Source organism: Variovorax sp. F042 (assembly GCF_057814215.1).
In genome coordinates, this window is record NZ_JBVASX010000001.1 from 89,709 (window position 1) to 106,525 (window position 16,817).

The 16,817-nt window shown below is 66.9% G+C and carries 12 protein-coding genes and 2 tRNA genes; 4 read left to right on the forward strand and 10 right to left on the reverse strand.

All coding sequences use genetic code 11. The annotated features are described in order from the left end of the window. Positions 1-218: 218 nt before the first annotated feature. Positions 219-1,082 carry an AraC family transcriptional regulator gene (locus ACZYSP_RS00435; RefSeq protein ID WP_093074845.1) on the reverse strand — a complete coding sequence of 288 codons (864 nt, stop codon included), beginning with the start codon at positions 1,080-1,082 and terminating at the stop codon, positions 219-221. A 192-nt stretch (positions 1,083-1,274) separates the two neighbouring features. On the opposite strand from ACZYSP_RS00435, the gene ACZYSP_RS00440 reads away from it, so the two are divergent. Further along, the gene (locus ACZYSP_RS00440; RefSeq protein ID WP_093074842.1) at positions 1,275-4,175 is read left to right on the forward strand and encodes an autotransporter family protein; all 2,901 of its coding nucleotides are present in this window, start codon (positions 1,275-1,277) and stop codon (positions 4,173-4,175) included. 78 nt (positions 4,176-4,253) lie between these two features. Here ACZYSP_RS00440 and ACZYSP_RS00445 read toward each other — a convergent pair. The 7 genes from ACZYSP_RS00445 to ACZYSP_RS00475 form a co-directional block, all read right to left on the reverse strand. After that, positions 4,254-4,329, reverse strand: a tRNA-Asn gene (locus ACZYSP_RS00445). Positions 4,330-4,491: 162 nt separating this feature from the next. Further along, positions 4,492-4,567 (reverse strand) — tRNA-Asn (locus ACZYSP_RS00450). Between the two features lie 49 nt (positions 4,568-4,616). Further along, complete coding sequence (locus ACZYSP_RS00455; protein WP_093074839.1) at positions 4,617-6,743, reverse strand: TonB-dependent siderophore receptor; 2,127 nt, start codon at positions 6,741-6,743, stop codon at positions 4,617-4,619. Between the two features lie 5 nt (positions 6,744-6,748). Beyond that, positions 6,749-7,687 (reverse strand): thiamine phosphate synthase, encoded by a 939-nt coding sequence (gene thiE, locus ACZYSP_RS00460; RefSeq protein ID WP_093074836.1) that lies wholly within the window; start codon positions 7,685-7,687, stop codon positions 6,749-6,751. Next, on the reverse strand, positions 7,684-8,496 hold the full coding sequence (locus tag ACZYSP_RS00465) for a thiazole synthase (protein ID WP_093075251.1): 813 nt from the start codon (positions 8,494-8,496) through the stop codon (positions 7,684-7,686). The genes thiE and ACZYSP_RS00465 overlap by 4 nt, the downstream gene beginning before the upstream one ends. Positions 8,497-8,514: 18 nt before the next feature. After that, positions 8,515-8,712: a sulfur carrier protein ThiS gene (gene thiS, locus ACZYSP_RS00470; RefSeq protein WP_093074833.1), complete on the reverse strand. Its 198-nt coding sequence runs from the start codon at positions 8,710-8,712 to the stop codon at positions 8,515-8,517. Continuing rightward, positions 8,709-9,800: an FAD-dependent oxidoreductase gene (locus tag ACZYSP_RS00475; protein ID WP_177192725.1), complete on the reverse strand. Its 1,092-nt coding sequence runs from the start codon at positions 9,798-9,800 to the stop codon at positions 8,709-8,711. The genes thiS and ACZYSP_RS00475 overlap by 4 nt, the downstream gene beginning before the upstream one ends. Positions 9,801-9,844: 44 nt before the next feature. Between ACZYSP_RS00475 and thiD the strand changes: the two genes are divergently transcribed. After that, positions 9,845-10,699 (forward strand): bifunctional hydroxymethylpyrimidine kinase/phosphomethylpyrimidine kinase, encoded by an 855-nt coding sequence (gene thiD, locus ACZYSP_RS00480; protein ID WP_093075248.1) that lies wholly within the window; start codon positions 9,845-9,847, stop codon positions 10,697-10,699. Here the strand turns inward: thiD and ACZYSP_RS00485 are convergent. Continuing rightward, entirely contained in the window at positions 10,638-11,978 is a 1,341-nt protein-coding gene (locus ACZYSP_RS00485; protein WP_093074827.1) for a purine-cytosine permease family protein, read from the reverse strand. The genes thiD and ACZYSP_RS00485 overlap by 62 nt on opposite strands. Before the next feature lie 510 nt (positions 11,979-12,488). Here ACZYSP_RS00485 and ACZYSP_RS00490 point away from each other — a divergent pair. Together ACZYSP_RS00490 and ACZYSP_RS00495 are read left to right on the forward strand one after the other, a co-directional pair. Then, positions 12,489-13,916 carry an NHL repeat-containing protein gene (locus tag ACZYSP_RS00490; protein ID WP_143062562.1) on the forward strand — a complete coding sequence of 476 codons (1,428 nt, stop codon included), beginning with the start codon at positions 12,489-12,491 and terminating at the stop codon, positions 13,914-13,916. Between the two features lie 235 nt (positions 13,917-14,151). Continuing rightward, entirely contained in the window at positions 14,152-16,029 is a 1,878-nt protein-coding gene (locus ACZYSP_RS00495; RefSeq protein WP_256216667.1) for an adenylate/guanylate cyclase domain-containing protein, read from the forward strand. On the opposite strand, the gene ACZYSP_RS00500 is transcribed toward ACZYSP_RS00495, so the two are convergent. Next, a complete protein-coding gene (locus ACZYSP_RS00500; protein ID WP_093075246.1) occupies positions 16,016-16,750 on the reverse strand; it encodes a TetR/AcrR family transcriptional regulator C-terminal domain-containing protein in 735 nt (244 codons plus the stop codon). The two genes, ACZYSP_RS00495 and ACZYSP_RS00500, sit on opposite strands and share 14 nt — an antisense overlap. Positions 16,751-16,817 lie beyond the last annotated feature (67 nt).

The window sequence follows — 16,817 nt, forward strand, 5'->3', positions numbered from 1 at the left end:
CGCCGTAGTCGCCGCAGCGGCAACATCCGCACGACGGCCTGCCGCTGCCTGGGGCAGGGCTGCGCGTGCAGGGTGTTTGCGGTACACGGACGAGGGGGCCATCCGGACGAGTGTAGGGACGTGCTGCGAGGCCATCAAGCAATGGCCTCACGTGCCTTGCCGATAAGCGCGGTGTGGGCCAAGGTGTTGTCTGAGGAAAGCCGGCACCTGCGACAAGGTCACGAAGCGCTCGCGCGGCGGATGGGAATCAGCAGATCGGTGCGCAGTTCGGCCGGCGAGACCTTGCGCGTCGAGTTCAGGTAGTGCTCCAGCGTGGGCCGGTCGTCCGGCTCGTAGCCGCTGGCCGGCAGCCACCGGACATAGAGGGCGCGCACGGCCGCGTTGATCTGGGAGTACGGGCCGGCCAGGCGGTGCACGGCGTAGCAGCCACCGGGAATGTCGAGCATCTGGACCTCGGCGTCTTCCGGCCAAGGGTCGGGCGATGCGACGGCGGCGTAGTACCTGAAGCTGGCCGAGTCTTCGGGTTCGTTGAACGAGGCGCCCCACCGGTCCGAGATGACTCGCCCACCGGCCTGCAGGCGCAGCCGCCGATGGGTATGGGGAATGGTCGCGAATGACCCCTGGTGCCGCAGCGCGTGCAGCCGCTGCGCCGGGCACTCGACGATCCGCACGGCCGGTGCAGCGCCTTCGTTGTTCTCACCGGAACGCGGCAGCGCATCGACGTCGAGGATCGCCCGCGACATCTGCTGCTGGAATGCGCGCGGCGACTGTCCGGTGAACTGGCCGAAGGCGCGCGTGAAGGCTTGCGGGCTTTCGTAGCCCACGGCCAGCGCGACCTGCGTGACGCTCTGGGTGCCGGCTTCCAGCAGGCGGGTGGCGAGCGCCAGCCGCACGCGGCGGACCGTGGCGGCCACCGTTTCGCCGGCCACGCTTGCGTAGACGCGGTGGAAGTGAAAGGGCGAGAAGTGCGCGAGCCGCGCGAGGTCTTCGAGCCGGTGATCGGCCATCGGGTCCGCGACGATGGCAGCGACCGCGCGCGCCACGCGGGCCCGGTAGTCCTGCTCGGTTCGACGGCTTTCCATGCGCGGGAGTTTGCGCGCTTCGCGGGGCCGGTACTTAGCCGACTTTGCGCATATTCAAAAAAGATGCCGGGGCTTGCTGATCTGCCCGAAGAAAGGCTCCAAACGCGGATTTGTTCACAATTGAATACATTGGTGCTAATCTAGAGTTGCGGTCTGTCACACCATCGTCATGGCGTGCATCTGGAGCCGTCTTTGAAGCACCCGCATTTCTTCGCCCTTGGTGTCCTTCCCCGCACATGCCTTTTCGGCGCGCTGCTGCTGTGGTCGGCGGGCGACGCGATGGCGGCCTGCACCAGCACTTCGGGCGTGAGACTGCAGGCCACGGCGGGCTCCGTGTGCAGCGCGGCCGGCAGCTACGGCAGCAGCGGCGTGCCCGGGGGGCAATCAGCACTGGGCGCATCGGGCGGCGGCATCGTCAATGCCGCGGGCCTCATCACCATGACGATGTCCCAGAGCGGCATCAACGGCGTGTACGCGACGGGCACCGGCTCGCAGATCAACCTGCTCGGTGGCCTGACGCTGGACCGCCCCGGCGCAAGCACGGGCATCCGCGGCCTGCGCGCGGCGAGCGGGGGCACCGTCACCGTGAACGGGCCGTTGTCGATCACGCTGTCCAACGGGGCCAGCAACTACGGCATTTACGCGGAGCTGGCGAACACCCGCGTCATCCTGAACGGCGACACCAGCATCACCATGGGAGCCGGGGCTTCGTACTCTCCCGGCATTCGCATGACTACGGGGGCCAGCCTCGTGTCGAACGGCGCGATGGTCATCAGCGCGGCTGGCGACTCGAGGTCCGATGCGATCGCGACCGATCTTGGCGGCACCGCGCAACTCAACGGCAGCCTGAACCTGAGCGTGAGCGGCCAGCAGGCCTCGGCGCTCAAGATCACCAGCGCCGGAACCATCACCTACACGGGTACGGCAAGCCTGAACAACTCGGGCCTCAACGGGTCGGGCATCCGTGCGGTCACGGGCGGCGTGGCAACGGCCGCCGCATCGTCGAGCACCACGATCCATTCGAGCGGCATCAACAGCATCGGCATCTCGGTGCGCGATGCCGGCTCGCAGGTGAACCTGGCGGGCCCCGTGGCGATCCAGGCCACCGGCGTCACTCAGGCGAACACGCCAAGCGGCACGCAGGAGTCGTACGCCGCGGGCCTGCTGGTCACCGGCGGCGGCGCGATCAACGCGACGGGCTCGCTCGCGATCACCACCACCGACGCCAGCAGCTACGGCGCCGCGATGCTCGCCAGCAGCCCTTCGATCAGCGCCACCGGCACCGGCTCCATCACCGCCGCTGGCAGTGCGCTGGGCTTTCTCTCGGGCTCGGGCCAGACGGCAAGCTTCGACGGCTTTGCAATCACAAGCGCATCGGGCGACCTCGTGCGCGTCGATGCAGCCACTGGCGCGGTGCTCACATTGAAGAACACGAGCGCCACCGCCAGCAGCTCCGGCAACCTGCTGCAGGCACTAAACGGCAGCAGCCTCACTTTCACCGCCGATCGCAGCACGCTGAGCGGCAACGTCGTGACGGACACCACCAGCGTCGTCGACATGCGCCTGTTGAACGGTTCCAGCCTCGCGGGCAGCATCGATCCGGTGGACCTCACCGTCGATGCCACGAGCCGCTGGACGATGACGGGTAGCTCGTCGCTGAGCAGCGTGACGCTCGCGGGGCGAATCGACTTCCAGCCGCCGGGCTCTGCGGGCTCAGGCTTCGTGCCGCAGACGCTCACCGTCAACGGCAACTGGGTGGGGCAGGGCGGCATCGTGGGCATGCGCACTGCCCTCGGGGACTCCGGCTCACTGACTGATCGCATCGTCATCAACGCAGGCACCGTGAGTGGCACCACCACGCTGCAAGTGAGCAATGCAGGCGGCCTTGGCGCATTGACGACGGGCGACGGCATCATGCTCGTGAGCGCCATCAATGGAGCGACGACCACGGCGCAGACCACGAAGAATGGCTTCTCCCTGGCTGGCGGCCATGTGGACGCCGGCGCCTACGAGTACCGCCTCTACAGCGCGGACGCCTCAGGGGCCGGCGAGAACTGGTACCTGCGCTCGACCGCGCCGGCGACCGCGAGTCCGACAGGCCCGGCCACCGCGACCTTGCCAACCTACCGCGCCGAGGTTCCCCTGTTCGCCGCGCTGCCGTCGCAACTTCGGCGGGCCGATCTGGCGATGCTGGGCAACCTGCACCGGCGCATGGGCGATGGCGATGGTGTCGCGTCGAATGAAAGTGCGCCGCGGGGCCAGCGTGCCGCATGGGGCCGGCTGGTGTACGCCGACATCGACCTGCGCCAGCAGGGCACGGTCGCGCCCTCAAGCGACGGGCGCCTGCGCGGCTTCCAGACCGGTGTGCACCTGTATGCGCCAACGGGCTCGGCATGGCGCGCCGGTGTGTACGTCGGCCAGCTCGAAGGCCGCGTCGGCGTGCAAGGCTTTGCGCGTGGCGTGCAGGGCACTGTGGGCAGCAACGACCTGCGCTCGCGCTACCTGGCGGCCTACGCCACGTGGAAGGACGATGAGAACGATCGCTATGCCGACGCCGTCCTGCAGGGCGGCAGCCACCGCTACGGCGTTGAAGCGACGGGCAACCAGGCCAGCTGGGGCAAGGGCCGCAGCCTGCTGGCGTCGCTGGAGGTCGGACAGGCCTTCGGGCTCGCTCCGGGCTGGCGCATCGAGCCGCAGGCCCAGGTCGTCTATCAGAAGCTGAAGCTCGACGACGCAGTTCTCTCCGGTGCCAATGTGTCGCAGCAAACCGGTGGCGGTTGGCTAGGCCGCCTTGGCGTACGCGTGCGCGGTGAAGTTGCAACGGCCGCCGGCCTGCTGCAGCCCTATGCACGCCTGAACCTCTACAGCGCCAGCGCGGGCACCGACGTCGCGCAGTTCATCAACGCGGCGGCCGTCACGCGCATCGCCAGTGCCACCGGCTACCGCAGCGTGGAGCTGGCCGGTGGATTTACCTTGCCGCTTTCGCGAGCCGCCAGTGTCTATGGCGAGATCGGTCGCCTCTATGCGATGGGCGGCGACACGCGGGCACGGTCGTCGTTGCAAGGGTCTGCTGGCGTGCGCGCGCGCTGGTAGCGTTGTGAAGCGAAGAAAAAGAAAAAGCCCGCTGTCCATAAAAGACAGCGGGCTTTCCAGAGGCCTTGCGGCTTGTATTGGCTCCTCGACCTGGGCTCGAACCAGGGACCTACGGATTAACAGTCCGGCGCTCTACCGACTGAGCTATCGAGGAACAGCCTCAAATTATATGCAATGGATTTGTCGATCCTGGCCGGCCGGCTGCATTTTTTGCGTCGGTGCGATGACTGCCCGCAACACCTTCGCCACAGCGCAATTGAAAATGCCCCGCTACCTTTTGAGTAGCGGGGCATTCAGAGGCCTTGCGGCTTTGTAGTGGCTCCTCGACCTGGGCTCGAACCAGGGACCTACGGATTAACAGTCCGGCGCTCTACCAACTGAGCTATCGAGGAACAAGCCTTAGATTATAGCGTGCTTTTTTACGGCTTCTCAAGAGTGCGTTCAAAGCGCAACGCTCAGGCCCAGACGCAGCGTGCGCGGCGCACCCGGGAACAGATACACGTGGCTGAACTGGTAGGGCGATTCCTTCCAGTAGCGGCGGTCGAACAAGTTGTCGACGGCCAGCGTCCAGCTCGTGTTCACGCCGCGCAGCTTGGTGTCGTAGCGCAGCACCGCATCGACGCGTGTCCACGAAGGCAGCGTGATCGAACCATCGGGCAGCACATTGCGCCGGCCTTCATACGAAAGCTGCCCCGCGATTTCAAGGCCCGGCACCGATGCGACGCGGTACGCAGCCTGCGCACGCAGCACTTCCTTGGGCACGTTGGTCGGCGATTGCCCATTGAGCGCCGGATTCGCAGTGCTGCCGCGCCGCTTGGCATCGATCACCGCGACGCTGCCGCCGATGCGCCACGGCCCCTGGCTCCATTGCGCACCGGCCTCCAGGCCGCGATGTACCGCGCGCCCGTCGTTGCGCACTTCGCAATAAGCGCCGCACAGGTCGATGTTGGTCATCGGCCGCGAGATGTCGAACCACGCCACTTGCCAGTTGAATGCCTCGCTGCCGCCCTTCAGGCCCAGTTCCCATTGGCGCGAGGTGAGCGCGGGCAGTGCCTGCCCCGCGTTGCTGTACTGCGAGACCCTGTTTGGCACGACCTGCGACTCGACACCCTTGCCCCAGCTTGCATAGGCCAGCAGCCCCGGCTGGATGGTGTAGCTCGCCGCGATCCACGGCGTGGTCACGTTCTGCTTGTACCCGGTCGGGCTCGAGCCGTCGTTGCCGATGCTGCTGCGGTCGAGCCGCGTGTGGCGCACGCCGAACCAGGAGGTGAAGCGGTCATTCCAGCGGATCGCGTCCTGCACCGACAGTTCGGTCGAGCGCTCGTCGCGGTTGGTCTGCGGCGTGGTGGCGTCCGGGCTCGCCGGTACCACGGCTGTGCCCCAGATGTTGCCGGTGCCCGCGTAGTTGTAGGCCTGGTTGTCGAAGCGGTTGCGCACGCGGCTTTGCAGCAGCCCGAAGCCGAGCTCGTGCCGCACGCTGCCCGTCATCACATTGCCCTTGAGGTTGAGGCTGCCCGCCGTCTGCGTGCGGCGCTCGTTGTCGCTGCGGAAGTCGTAGACGTCGAAGGTGCCGTCCGAGCAATACCGGTCGTAGTTGCCCTCGGCGCTGCAGCCGAAGGCGTAGGCCAGCCGGTCGTCGCTCTTCAGCCGCTGCTGGCCGATCTGCGCGCTCCAGCGCCAGTCGGCATTCAGCGCCTGGCTGAAGCGCACCGTGCCCGTCAGCGCCTTGAACACCGAGGGCTGCGACCACGGCTGGTTGTTGAGGTTGATGCGCGGGTCGACCGGCGCCGGCAGCACGTTGCCCAGCAGGCTGTAGCCATTCTGGCTCGGCTGCGTCTTGCGGCTTTGCTCGATCTCGAACTCCAGCACCGAGTCGCGCGTGATGCGCCAGTCGGCCGCGAGCGAGAACAGGTTGCGGTTGCCGTCGAGGTTGTGCGTCAGCGGCTTGAGGTTTTCGCTCGCCACATTGAGCCGATAGCCGAACTGGCGGTCTTCACCGAAGCGCCCGCCGAGGTCGAGCGCGCCGAGCACGCTGCCACGGCTCGTGGTCTCGATGCGCACCGTGCGCAGGTCCTGCTCGGTGGGCCGCTTCACGACGTAGTTGACCAGCCCGCCCGGCGCGCTGGTGCCGGCCTGGATGCCGCTGGTGCCGCGCAAGATTTCGACGCGCTCCTTGTTGTCGAGCGGAATCGATGTCTCGGCGCTGATCGGCAGGCCTTCGCGCCGGTAGTTGAAGCGGTTGTCCAGCACGAAGCCGCGCACCGTGAGGTAGTCCCAGTAGCCCGCGGAGTTGTAGGCGTCTGTGACCGAGGCGTCGAACTGTGTGAGGTCGGCGAGCCGGCGTGCGCCGCTGTCGCGCAGCTGCTTGCTGTCGATCACCGTGGCCGAGATCGGCAGCTCGCGCAGCGGCACGTCGCCGAAGCCGCTCACGTCGGCTTGAGGCGCCGCGGCCGCATCGTTGACGGTGACTTCAGGCAGCGCGGCCTGTTGCGCGTTGGCGCTCCAGGCCGTGGCAAGAAGGGTGGCGGCGATGGCGCACGAGAGAGGCGAGAGGGTGTGTTGCTTCATTCTGTTCAGTTGCTGACCGCAGCGGCGCTCATGGCTGCCATCCACTGCGCGGCCGTGGCCTCGGGGTCTTCGGCCGCGACCAGCGCGCGCACCACGGCGACGGAGCCGACGCCGGTGGCCAGCACCTCGGGCAGCCGCACGGCATCGATGCCGCCGATGCCTACCTGCGGATAGCCGCGCAGCAGGCGTGCATAGGCGCCGAGCCGGGCCACGCCCTGCGGCGCGGTCGCCATCTTCTTGAGCGTGGTCGGGTACACCGCGCCCATCGCGATGTAGCTCGGGCTCACCTTGTCGGCGCGCACCATCTCGGCATAGCCGTGCGTGCTGACGCCCAGCCGCAGGCCGGAAGCGCGCAGTTGCGCCAGTTCGTTCGGCGAGAGTGCGTCCAGGTCTTCCTGGCCGAGGTGAATGCCGTAGGCGCCGGCCGCGATGGCAACCTGCCAGTGGTCGTTGATGAAGAGCAGCGCGCCGGTGCCTTGCACCGCTTCGACGGCCGCCTGCACTTCGCGCTCGATGGCCGAGGCGTCGTCGGACTTGAAGCGCAGCTGCACCGTCGGTACTCCTGCACGCGCCATGCGGCCGACCCATTGCGCATCGGGCAGCACGGCGTACAGGCCGAGCCGTTCGGGGCTGGGCGGAAATGCGTCGTCGCGCGCAGTGGGTGGAAACGGCCGCATGCCGAAGTCTTCGGGGGTGTCGGGCCACAGCATGGCGTCGAAGCTGCTCAGGCGTTGTGTCTTCGCGTGCCAGGCATGGGCCAGGCATTCGGCATCGATCTCGATGAAGCCGAGGGCCGTGCAGGCCTGCTTGGCGCCGCGGTAGACCGGATCGTCCGAAGAGAAGTTCGGTGCACTGATGGGCGCGGATGTGATGGCACCAAAGCGCAGCCCGTGGGCCGCGACGATGGCGTGCGCGATGGCGCGGGCGTCGTTCGTGGTGCTCATGGTGCGTGATGCCAGAAGGGCGTGCCGAGTACGGGCGTGCTCGGCTGGGCGGCGTCTTGCGCTGCCATGGCGCCGGCGCGATATGCGGTGCGGCCAGCCTGCACCGCGTCGGCGAAAGCGCCAGCCATTGCGACCGGGTCTTGCGCCAGTGCAACGGCCGTGTTGAGCAGCACGCCGTCGTAGCCCCATTCCATCACCTGGCAGGCATGCGACGGCAGCCCCAGGCCCGCGTCGACCAGCATCGGCACCTTCAGCCGATCGCGCAGCACCTGCAGCGCATAGGGGTTGACCGGCCCGCGGCCGGTGCCGATGGGTGCGGCCCATGGCATCACCGCCTGGCAGCCGACATCGACCAGTCGCTGGCACAGCACCAGGTCTTCGGTGCAATAGGGCAGCACCTTGAAGCCGTCGCGGATCAGCTGCGAGGCCGCATCGACGAGGTTCAGCGTGTCGGGCTGCAGCGTGTAGTCGTCGCCGATCAGCTCGAGCTTGATCCAAGGCGTGTCGAACAGCTCGCGCGCCATCTGCGCGGTGGCGATCACTTCCTGCACGCTGTGGCAGCCGGCGGTGTTGGGCAGCACCGGCACGTCGAGCTTGCGCAGCAGCTCCCAGAAGCCGTTGCCGAGGTCGCTGTTGCCCGAGCCCTGGCTGGCAGTCTGGCGGCGCAGCGATGCGGTCAGCATCGCTGGCCTTGCGCGCTTCACGGCGGCTTCGAGCAAGTCGGGCGAGGGGTAGCGTGCGGTGCCGAGCAGCAGGCGGCTCTGGAAGGTTTCGCCGTAGAGCACCAGTGGGTCGTTCGTGGTCGTCATGTTCTTTGTCTCCATCATTCAGCCGCCCGTCACGGGGCGGATCACTTCGATGCGGTCGTCGGACTGCAGTGCGCGCGCGGCATACGCCGAGCGCGGCACGAACTCGCGGTTCACGGCCACCGCGAAAGGCGGCGTGGCGTTCAGTGCGGCCAGCGCGTCGGTGAGCGTGGCGTGGTCGGGCAGCACGAAAGGCTTGTCGTTGATCAGGATGTTCATGTGTCGAAGGTCTCCATGCCGAAGCTCCTTGCGAGGGCCGAGTGGCCGTGCGCGAGCAGCTCCATCGCGGCGTCGAGCAGCGCGGGCGCGATCATGAAACCGTGGCGGTACAGGCCGTTGATCTGCAGCACGCGCGGCTGCGGCTGACGGATGGCGGGCAGGTTGTCGGGCAGCGTGGGGCGGCACTGCGTGGCGATCTCGACGATGCGCGCTTCGGCGAAGCCGCTGTGCACGGCATAGGCGGCGCTCAGCAGTTCGAGCGTTGAGCGCACGCTGGCGGGCGACATGTCGTCGGACTCGATCTCGGTCGCGCCGATCACGAACAGGTTGCCGGGCTTGGGCGCGATGTAGAGCGGGTAGCGCGGATGCACGAGGCGGGTGGGGCGTTGCAGGCTCACTTCGGGCGCATGCACGCGGATTACTTCGCCGCGCACGCCGCGCAGTGCGCTCCACTGGGGCTTGGCGCCGAGGCCGCGGCAGTCGAGCACCCAGTCGGGCTGGCCTGTCGTGCCGGGTGAAAAATCAGACGGTGCGCGTGGTGATTGCCAGTGCAGCGTGACACGAGGGCTGGCCTGCAGCGTCGCGAGCAGCGAGGCCAACAGCGCACGGTTGTCGAGCTGGCCTTCGCCCGGCAGGAACAGGCCCTGCGCAAAGCGCTGGCCCAGTGAAGGTTCCAGCGCTGTGATGGCCGGGCCGTCGAGCGTCTGCATCGGCGCGAGTTCGGGCACCTGCGTGCCGGTGCTGGCGAGCACGCGTGCAAGCCGCGCGGCTTCGGCGCTGTCCTGCCGGTGCCAGAGCACCAGCGTGCCCTCGCGCTGGAAGAAAACGGGCTGCGCCAGCAAGGCCAGCAGTTCGGGCCAGCGCGAGAGCGCGTGCTGCCCCATGCGCACGACCGACACCGGCGCCACGGCCGATTCGGCAAGCGGCGCGAGCATTGCCGCGGCCACGCGTGCGGCTGCGCCTTCGGCATCGGGACTGCCGGCTTCGAACAGATCGACCTTGCAGCCAGCCTGCGCGAGCGTCACCGCCAGCAGGCGGCCCATGAGGCCCGCGCCGAGGATGGCGGCCGATTGAAAAGGAAGGCTCACAGCCGTGCTCCTTCGCATTGCCGATACCGCCGATAATTTTCGGCATGACCCAAGGACCCACCCAGCGCTACGCACGCGTGCTTTCCATCGCCGGCTCCGACAGCGGCGGCGGCGCCGGCATCCAGGCCGATCTCAAGACTTTCGCGGCCCTCGGCTGCTACGGCATGACGGCCATCACCGCGCTCACTGCGCAGAACACGCTCGGCGTATCGGGCATCCACGGTGTGCCGCCCGATTTCCTCAAGGCGCAGATCCAGGCCGTGGTGGAAGACATTGGCGTCGATGCCGTCAAGCTCGGCATGCTGCATGCGCCAGAGGTGGTGGATGTGGTGGCCTGGGCCATCGACCGCTACCAGTTGAAGAACGTGGTGCTCGACCCCGTGATGGTCGCCACCAGCGGCGACCGCCTGATCGCCGCCGAGACGGTGCAGGTGCTGGTGCGCGAACTGTTCCCGCGCGCCGTGGTCGTCACGCCCAATCTCGACGAGGCGGCCTTGCTGATCGGCCATGCCATCGATGGCGTCGATGCGCTCGATGACGCGGCAAGCGAGTTGCTCGCGCTCGGCGCGAAGGCCGTGCTGCTCAAGGGCGGCCATCTGCCGGGCGATGAGGTGGTCGACGTGCTGCTGCAATCCGGCGGTGAGCGCAGGCGCCTGGCTTCCCGGCGCATTGCCAGCCGCAACCTGCACGGCACGGGATGCACGCTGTCGTCCGCCATTGCCGCGCACCTTGCGTTGGGTGCGGCGCTGCCCGAGGCGGTCGAACGGGCACGCACCTACATCCTCGGCGCGATGGCTGCCGGTGCGGATGTGAAGATCGGCGCGGGTCATGGCCCCCTCAACCACGGCTTTGCGCCAGTGCCGACGCACCGCCTGCCGTTGTCAGCTTCGGCCGGCTGAGCCAGGCCAGCACGAAGGTCGCCGCCAGCGTCGGCAGGGCAGAGCCGAACTGCGGCGCCCACTTGGCCAGCGCGTGGTACGCCGCGATGCCCGCGATCCAGATCAGCGCCGCGCCGAAGTCGATCTGGCGCGTACCGGCCAGTGATACCGACTGGCCGCTACCCAGCCGCCCGATGATCACGCCGTACAGGGGCACGAACACCGAGCTCAGAAGCAGCAGGAAAGGCTCCAGCGTGTGCATCGGCAGCACCAGCGCCAGTGCGATGCACAGCGCGGCCAGCAGCAGGCCCCAGCGCTTCACGCTCCATCGCGGCAGCAGGCTGTGCGTGGAGACCGAGCCCGAATAGACATCGCCGTACGCGTTGTCGAGTTCGTCGATCAGGATCAGGCCCAGCGCCACCAGTCCGCCTTGCGCCAGCAGCAGCGCGGTGACGAGGCTCACGCCGGGCTCGGCCACGCTCACCACCATCACGCCCAATGCGTAGCACCAGATGTTCGCCAGCGCATAGCCGATCCAGGTGCCGCTGAACGCGCTGCCCAGCCCTCCGGCATTACGTTTGCCATGTCGCGCGTAGTCGGCCACCAGCGGCAGCCAAGACACCGGCATCGCAATCACGAGGTCGAGCGCGCTGAACATGCCCATCGTGCCGTCGCCCGGGCGCGCCCAAAAGGCGTCCAGGCCCTTGGCCTGAAGCCGCGTCGCGAATTGCCATGTGAGCCAGATCAGCGACAGCACCACCAGCGGCAGGCCGAAGCGGCTCACGAAGCGCCGCACCAGCTTGACCATCGAACCCGCGAGCAGCGCCAGCAGCACCGCGCCCCACAGCAGCGTGGTCAGCACACCGCCCCAGGCAGTGCCCAGCGAGGGGCCGACCACCGATTGGCCGATGGCCTGCGTGCCTTCCCGCATGATGACCAGCTCGAAGGTGGTCCAGCCCACCAGCTGCACGATGTTGAGCAGCACCGGCAGCCGCGCGAAGGCGCTTCCGTAGGTGGCGTGCATCAGGCCGGCGCTCGCCAGGCCGCTCTCGCAGCCCAGTCGCGCGGTCCAGGCCAGCAGGCCGGCGCCGACGCAGGAGCCGAGCACGATGGCAATGACTGCATCGCGCGTGCCCACGGCCGGCACCAGGTAGGCGCCGATCTGCATCACCAGCAGGCCCACGCCGAGGCTGAACCAGAGCGAGGCATGGTCGTGCCAGCCGAACACGCGTTGGGACGCGGGCAGCGGCGTCAGCGCCTCGTTCGAGACGGTCGCGCGGTTGTTGTTGTCGTTTGCCATCCATTTGCTCCAGTGCAAAGGTTTGGCAGGTGGGCGGGGCCCGAGCGACACGGCCGTCACGCGAGAGAACGTGAGAGGCCACCGGACCAGCTTCCCTGCGCGAGGATTACCTCGGGCCTTCCAAGTAAACGAACAAAGAAGGCGCAATCAGGTTCAAAGGGACTTTCTCAGCCGGATCGGCAAACCGAACCAGCACCCCTAGCGAACGGCCATTCTAGACGCAGGATGCGGGCTCGCGAGTTCGGCAGAACCCGGACAAGAAGCGGAAGTTCGCGGAGGCGAGCCGAATGACGTCGCAGATGGGCTGCCGGCCGTGGCTCGCGCCGCCTGAAAGCCTCGAAGGGGCGCAGAAGCTGCCCAGAGCAGCCGACGCATCTTTTCGATCAGGCCGCGTCCAGATGGGAGAGTTGCTGTAGCCGATAACATTCGGTTACGCTCAGGTGCCGATCTCGGGTCGGCAAACCGATCCGACACCTCCAGCGAACAAGTAAGCCGTTCGACCTCAGCCTCATGCAGAATACGCTGCGCCGATGGGAGGCGGTGCAACCGGTTTTGCGTGCGCGGCCTCCATGGAAAGAAGAATTTTCACAAATAAGCATGAGGGGTGTCGAGATGGGAGAACCGATCTGGAAGGCTGTCCTGCCATTGCTGCTGGTCACTCTTGTATCTTGCGGAGGAGGTGGCGAAAGTTCCGTCGGGTTGTCCAGCGGGCAGTCCCCGTCGTCGCCCAGCAATGCTTCCCCCGCGATTCAAGCGAAAGATGCCAAGCCTGAGTCTGAAGATCAGGGGCTGACGACCGGGTTGGCAGATTCATCGGGGGGGATCGCTGCGCTGCGTGTGCAAGGAGCTGACGTTCTTTCCGCGTTCGAGCGGACGATGCGCGGTGTGGATGCACTGCCTTACGCAACGCTGGATACCAGCAGCTATGGCATTCCCCGGACGATGGTGTTCGACGCCAAGCACGGTGACATCTACGCTTCGTACCCCAGCACCTTCGCGGCAGTCGGGCTGAGCGCCATCGCTCGGTTCCGATCGAATGGCGCAGGCTGGACAAGCTCGACACTTTCGATTCCGGGTTTGCGGGACATTGCGCTGGCACCCGATTCCAGCGTGCTGGCAGCAACTGACGCGAGCAACCATGTTCATCTGGTCGATCTCGACACCTTCAGCGTGAAGAGCAGCCATCTTTCCCCCCTTGGCGTTGGAGATGAAGGTGGCTACGCCGAGGTCAGCATCGCCTTCACCAAGGACGGTAAGCTGTGGATGTCGACGGGGGCGTCCGGCTGGCATGGCGTGGGATTCTTCGACATGCGTACTTCCACCTTTGCGGAGCCGCTGCCCTACTGCTGCTACGGCAGCCCGTACTTTGCGGTTTCACGAGACGGTTCGCGATTGATGCTCGTCCCGTCGGCCGCCGTTTCGCCATCGCCATCCATGCTCTACATGGACGCGGACGACGGCGTCTTCCGAACGAACCCGATCGGGCTGACCTTTTTTTACTTTCTGACGAGCGTGAGCGACAACGGCAACCGCTTTCTGATGGATGGTTCCGCTGTTTACGACCGGGCATTCGGTACGGTGGGCGCGGTGCCCCAATCGGCAGTTGGCCTGAGGGCAGCTCAACTGTCGGCGGATGGGCGCCGTGCCTACCTGCTGGAATACGCCATTGAACCCGGCTCTCCGGCGCTGCCGATCATCCGGGTGCTCGATACGAGTGCCAAAGCCGGCACGCAGCTGAATCTGCCCGAGGTCGGGAAATTCACCATTCCCGACATACCGGGTTGCCAGACTGCCGAATACCCCGCCTACGAGTGCTATCGCCCCAGGATGCGTGTCACGCCAGAGGGCAAGAGCCTGCTGATACTCGGTGACAGGAAGCTTGTCGTCGTACCAATCCCTGGGGCGCTCATCGATTTCACGCCCAAGCCTGCAAGTTGATCGTCCGTTTTGTGCGCTGCTGCCAGGTCGCTTGGCCGGCTTGCGGTGCTCCCTACGGCTGACCAGTTGGCACGGTCTGGTCGGGACCAGCAGGCACGAGGGGAATTCGCCTCGGGCCATGGTCGAACGCGGAGAGAATCGCTGCCGCGGGAGTGCATACAAACGCACAGCAGGCCCCTCACAGATGAAAGATGATTCCCGGCGTTCGAACTTGGCAGAAACACCGCCTTCACCCTTGCAGCGCACCGGCTTACGGCGCTTCAGGGTCGACGTAGGCACCATCATCTGCGCCGTCGCGCTGTTGCAGTCGCTGCTGCTGGTGGCATTCGGCTACTGGGCCGCCGAGAAGCTGGTGTCCAGGGTGGGCACGGCCTCGCACAAGATCAACCATGACCGGGTCGAGGACAACGTGCTCGCCTTCCTCGCCAAGACCGAGGGAGTCATCCGATCGATTGCCGACTCTCCCAGCGTGCACGCCACCGGCGAGGATGGCGAACAGACCGCCGAGATGCTCTGGACCATGCTCGAGCAGACCCCCGAGCTCGACAGCATCAACGTGGCCACCGACGACGGCCACGTCTTGATGGCTGTGCGCTACCCGACCCCGGCCATCCGGCAGGTGTTGCGCGGCCCCGACTTCAGCACCGAAACCTGGCAGTACAAGCGCTCGCCCGACGCCGAGGGCGGCGACGCGAAGCAGCGCTTTGCTACGACGGCCATCACGGCCTATCGCAGCGACTTCGACCCCGAGAAGCGCACCTGGTACCGGGAGGCCATGAAGGCGCATGGACCCGTGTGGACCCAGCCTTTCCTGATGAGCGACTCACAGGAGCTTGCAATCGGCCATTCATTGCCCAGCGCACGTGTCGACGACGAGGGGCACACACGCCAGCTCGTGATCGACGGCAACGTGTCGCTGGGGCATCTGTCGAAGCTCGTGCGCATCTTCGGCGCGCTGGGGACCGGCGAGAGCGCCTTGCTGAGCGCCGACCATCACGTGATCGCGCGCAGCGACCACCCCGACCCGGTGCGCGAACTGGAGTCGCCAGACACCGGCGTGCTTGGTGCCTTGCATGCGCACATGCTTGCCGCGGGCAAGGCGGGTGGCGCCGACGACATGGCTTTTTCCATCGAGCATGAAGGGCGCAAATACCTCGTGCAGACCTCGCACATCCCGCACACCCGGTGGCAACTCGTCAGCTGGGAGCCCGAAGACCTGCTGCTCGGGGGCCTGCATCGTTCGGTGCTCTGGGCGCTGCTGCTGACGCTGAGTTTTCTCGGCATCGCGCTGTTCATCTCGCTGCGGCTGTCGAAGCTCGTGACCCAGCCGATCGAAAACCTCGCGCTTGTCGCGCGCCGCATCGGGCGGCTGGAGCTAGACAACCTGCCGCTCGAGCCGAGCCGGGTTCTGGAGATCCAGCATCTGAACCAGGCGCTGGACGAATCGGCGCGCAGCCTGCAGGCCTTTCGCAAGTTCGTGCCGGTGGACATCATCCGCCAGCTCGTCGCCGAGGGCCACGCGCTCGCGCCCAGCGGCTCGCCGCGCCGCATCACCGCGATGTTCACCGACGTGGAGGGCTTCACCACCATCTCCGAATCGATGGAAGCCGACGTGCTCGTGAGGCAGTTGACCGAGTACTTCAACCTGGCGGCCGGCATCTTTGCGCGGCATGGCGGCGTGGTCGACAAGTTCATGGGCGACGGCATCATGGTGCTGTGGGGCGCGCCGTCCGACCTGGAAGATGCGGAATACCGGGCCTGCGTCGCGGCGCTCGAACTGCATGCCGAAATGGACGTGCTCAACGGCAAGTGGCGGGGCGAAGGCCTGCACGAGTTCCGCACGCGCGTAGGCATCCACACCGGCCACGTGATCGCGGGCGTGCTCGGGTCGAGCAACCGGCTGTCTTACACCGCCATCGGCGACGCGATCAATGCGGCAAGCCGCATCGAGGGCACCAACAAGGAACTGGGCACGCGCACGCTGATCTCGCAGACGACCTTCGAGGGGCTGGGTGGGCGGCTCGCCACCCGCCGCATCGAGGAAACGACCGAGCTGCGCGGCAGGCAGGCGCGCATGGTGCTCTACGAGCTGTTTGGGCCTACGCAGCCCTGACCTTGCGCGCGAACGCCTCCAGCCCGTCGATGGTGATCTGGATGTGCCGCTCGAAGCTGCTGTCGAGCGGCACGGTGGTGCCGTTGTCCCAACGCAGGATGAAGGCTTTGTTGGCCAGTTGCGCCAGGTTGCGCGTGAGCACCGGGTGGTCGAGTGGGCGAATCGTGTGCACGCGCTCGCGCAGCTCCTCGGCCCAGGCCTGGGTGTTGTCCACGGGCAGGGGCGAGAACTCCATCGTCAGGAAGCCCAGCATCGCCGCGACCACGCAGTTGTAGGCCTCCAGCAGGGGCTCGCCCTCGAAGCCGGCTTCGGTCAGCGCCGCCAGCACGCCCTCGACCAGCTCGATCGGCAGGCTGCCGTTCGACACCAGCTGCGCGCCCAGCAGCTGCGCCACGTTCGGGTGGCGCCGCACCGCGGTGCGGCAGCGGCGGAACAGTTCGGTGATCCATGCCTGCCAGTCGAGCTTGCCGGGCGGCGGCGTGACTTCGGCCATGACGGCGGCGGCCACTTCGGCCAGCAGTGCCTCGCGCGTGCTCACGTGCCAGTGCACGGTGGCCGGATAGACATCGAGCCGCGCCGCGACCTCGCGCATGCTGAAGGCGCCCAGGCCGAATTCGTCGATCTGCGCCAGCGCGACTTCGGCGATGCGTTGTTTCGTCAGGCCGCCACCGCCGGCGGGGCGGCCGGCCGTACGGGGCTTGGGAGGCGATTTCTTCGTCATGGTTGCGGCCATTGTGCGGCAGCCGGGTTGACTGTATAAACAATATTAATTGAGCACTGATCAATAA

Bases quoted from the DNA above. Each gene is read 5' to 3' on its own strand.
- ACZYSP_RS00435 (WP_093074845.1), bottom strand. From the start codon at position 1,082: ATGGAAAGCCGTCGAACCGAGCAGGACTACCGGGCCCGCGTGGCGCGC.
- ACZYSP_RS00455 (WP_093074839.1), bottom strand. From the start codon at position 6,743: ATGAAGCAACACACCCTCTCGCCTCTCTCGTGCGCCATCGCCGCCACC.
- thiE (WP_093074836.1), bottom strand. From the start codon at position 7,687: ATGAGCACCACGAACGACGCCCGCGCCATCGCGCACGCCATCGTCGCG.
- ACZYSP_RS00465 (WP_093075251.1), bottom strand. From the start codon at position 8,496: ATGACGACCACGAACGACCCACTGGTGCTCTACGGCGAAACCTTCCAG.
- thiS (WP_093074833.1), bottom strand. From the start codon at position 8,712: ATGAACATCCTGATCAACGACAAGCCTTTCGTGCTGCCCGACCACGCC.
- thiD (WP_093075248.1), top strand. From the start codon at position 9,845: ATGACCCAAGGACCCACCCAGCGCTACGCACGCGTGCTTTCCATCGCC.
- ACZYSP_RS00485 (WP_093074827.1), bottom strand. From the start codon at position 11,978: ATGGCAAACGACAACAACAACCGCGCGACCGTCTCGAACGAGGCGCTG.
- ACZYSP_RS00490 (WP_143062562.1), top strand. From the start codon at position 12,489: ATGCAGAATACGCTGCGCCGATGGGAGGCGGTGCAACCGGTTTTGCGT.
- ACZYSP_RS00500 (WP_093075246.1), bottom strand. From the start codon at position 16,750: ATGACGAAGAAATCGCCTCCCAAGCCCCGTACGGCCGGCCGCCCCGCC.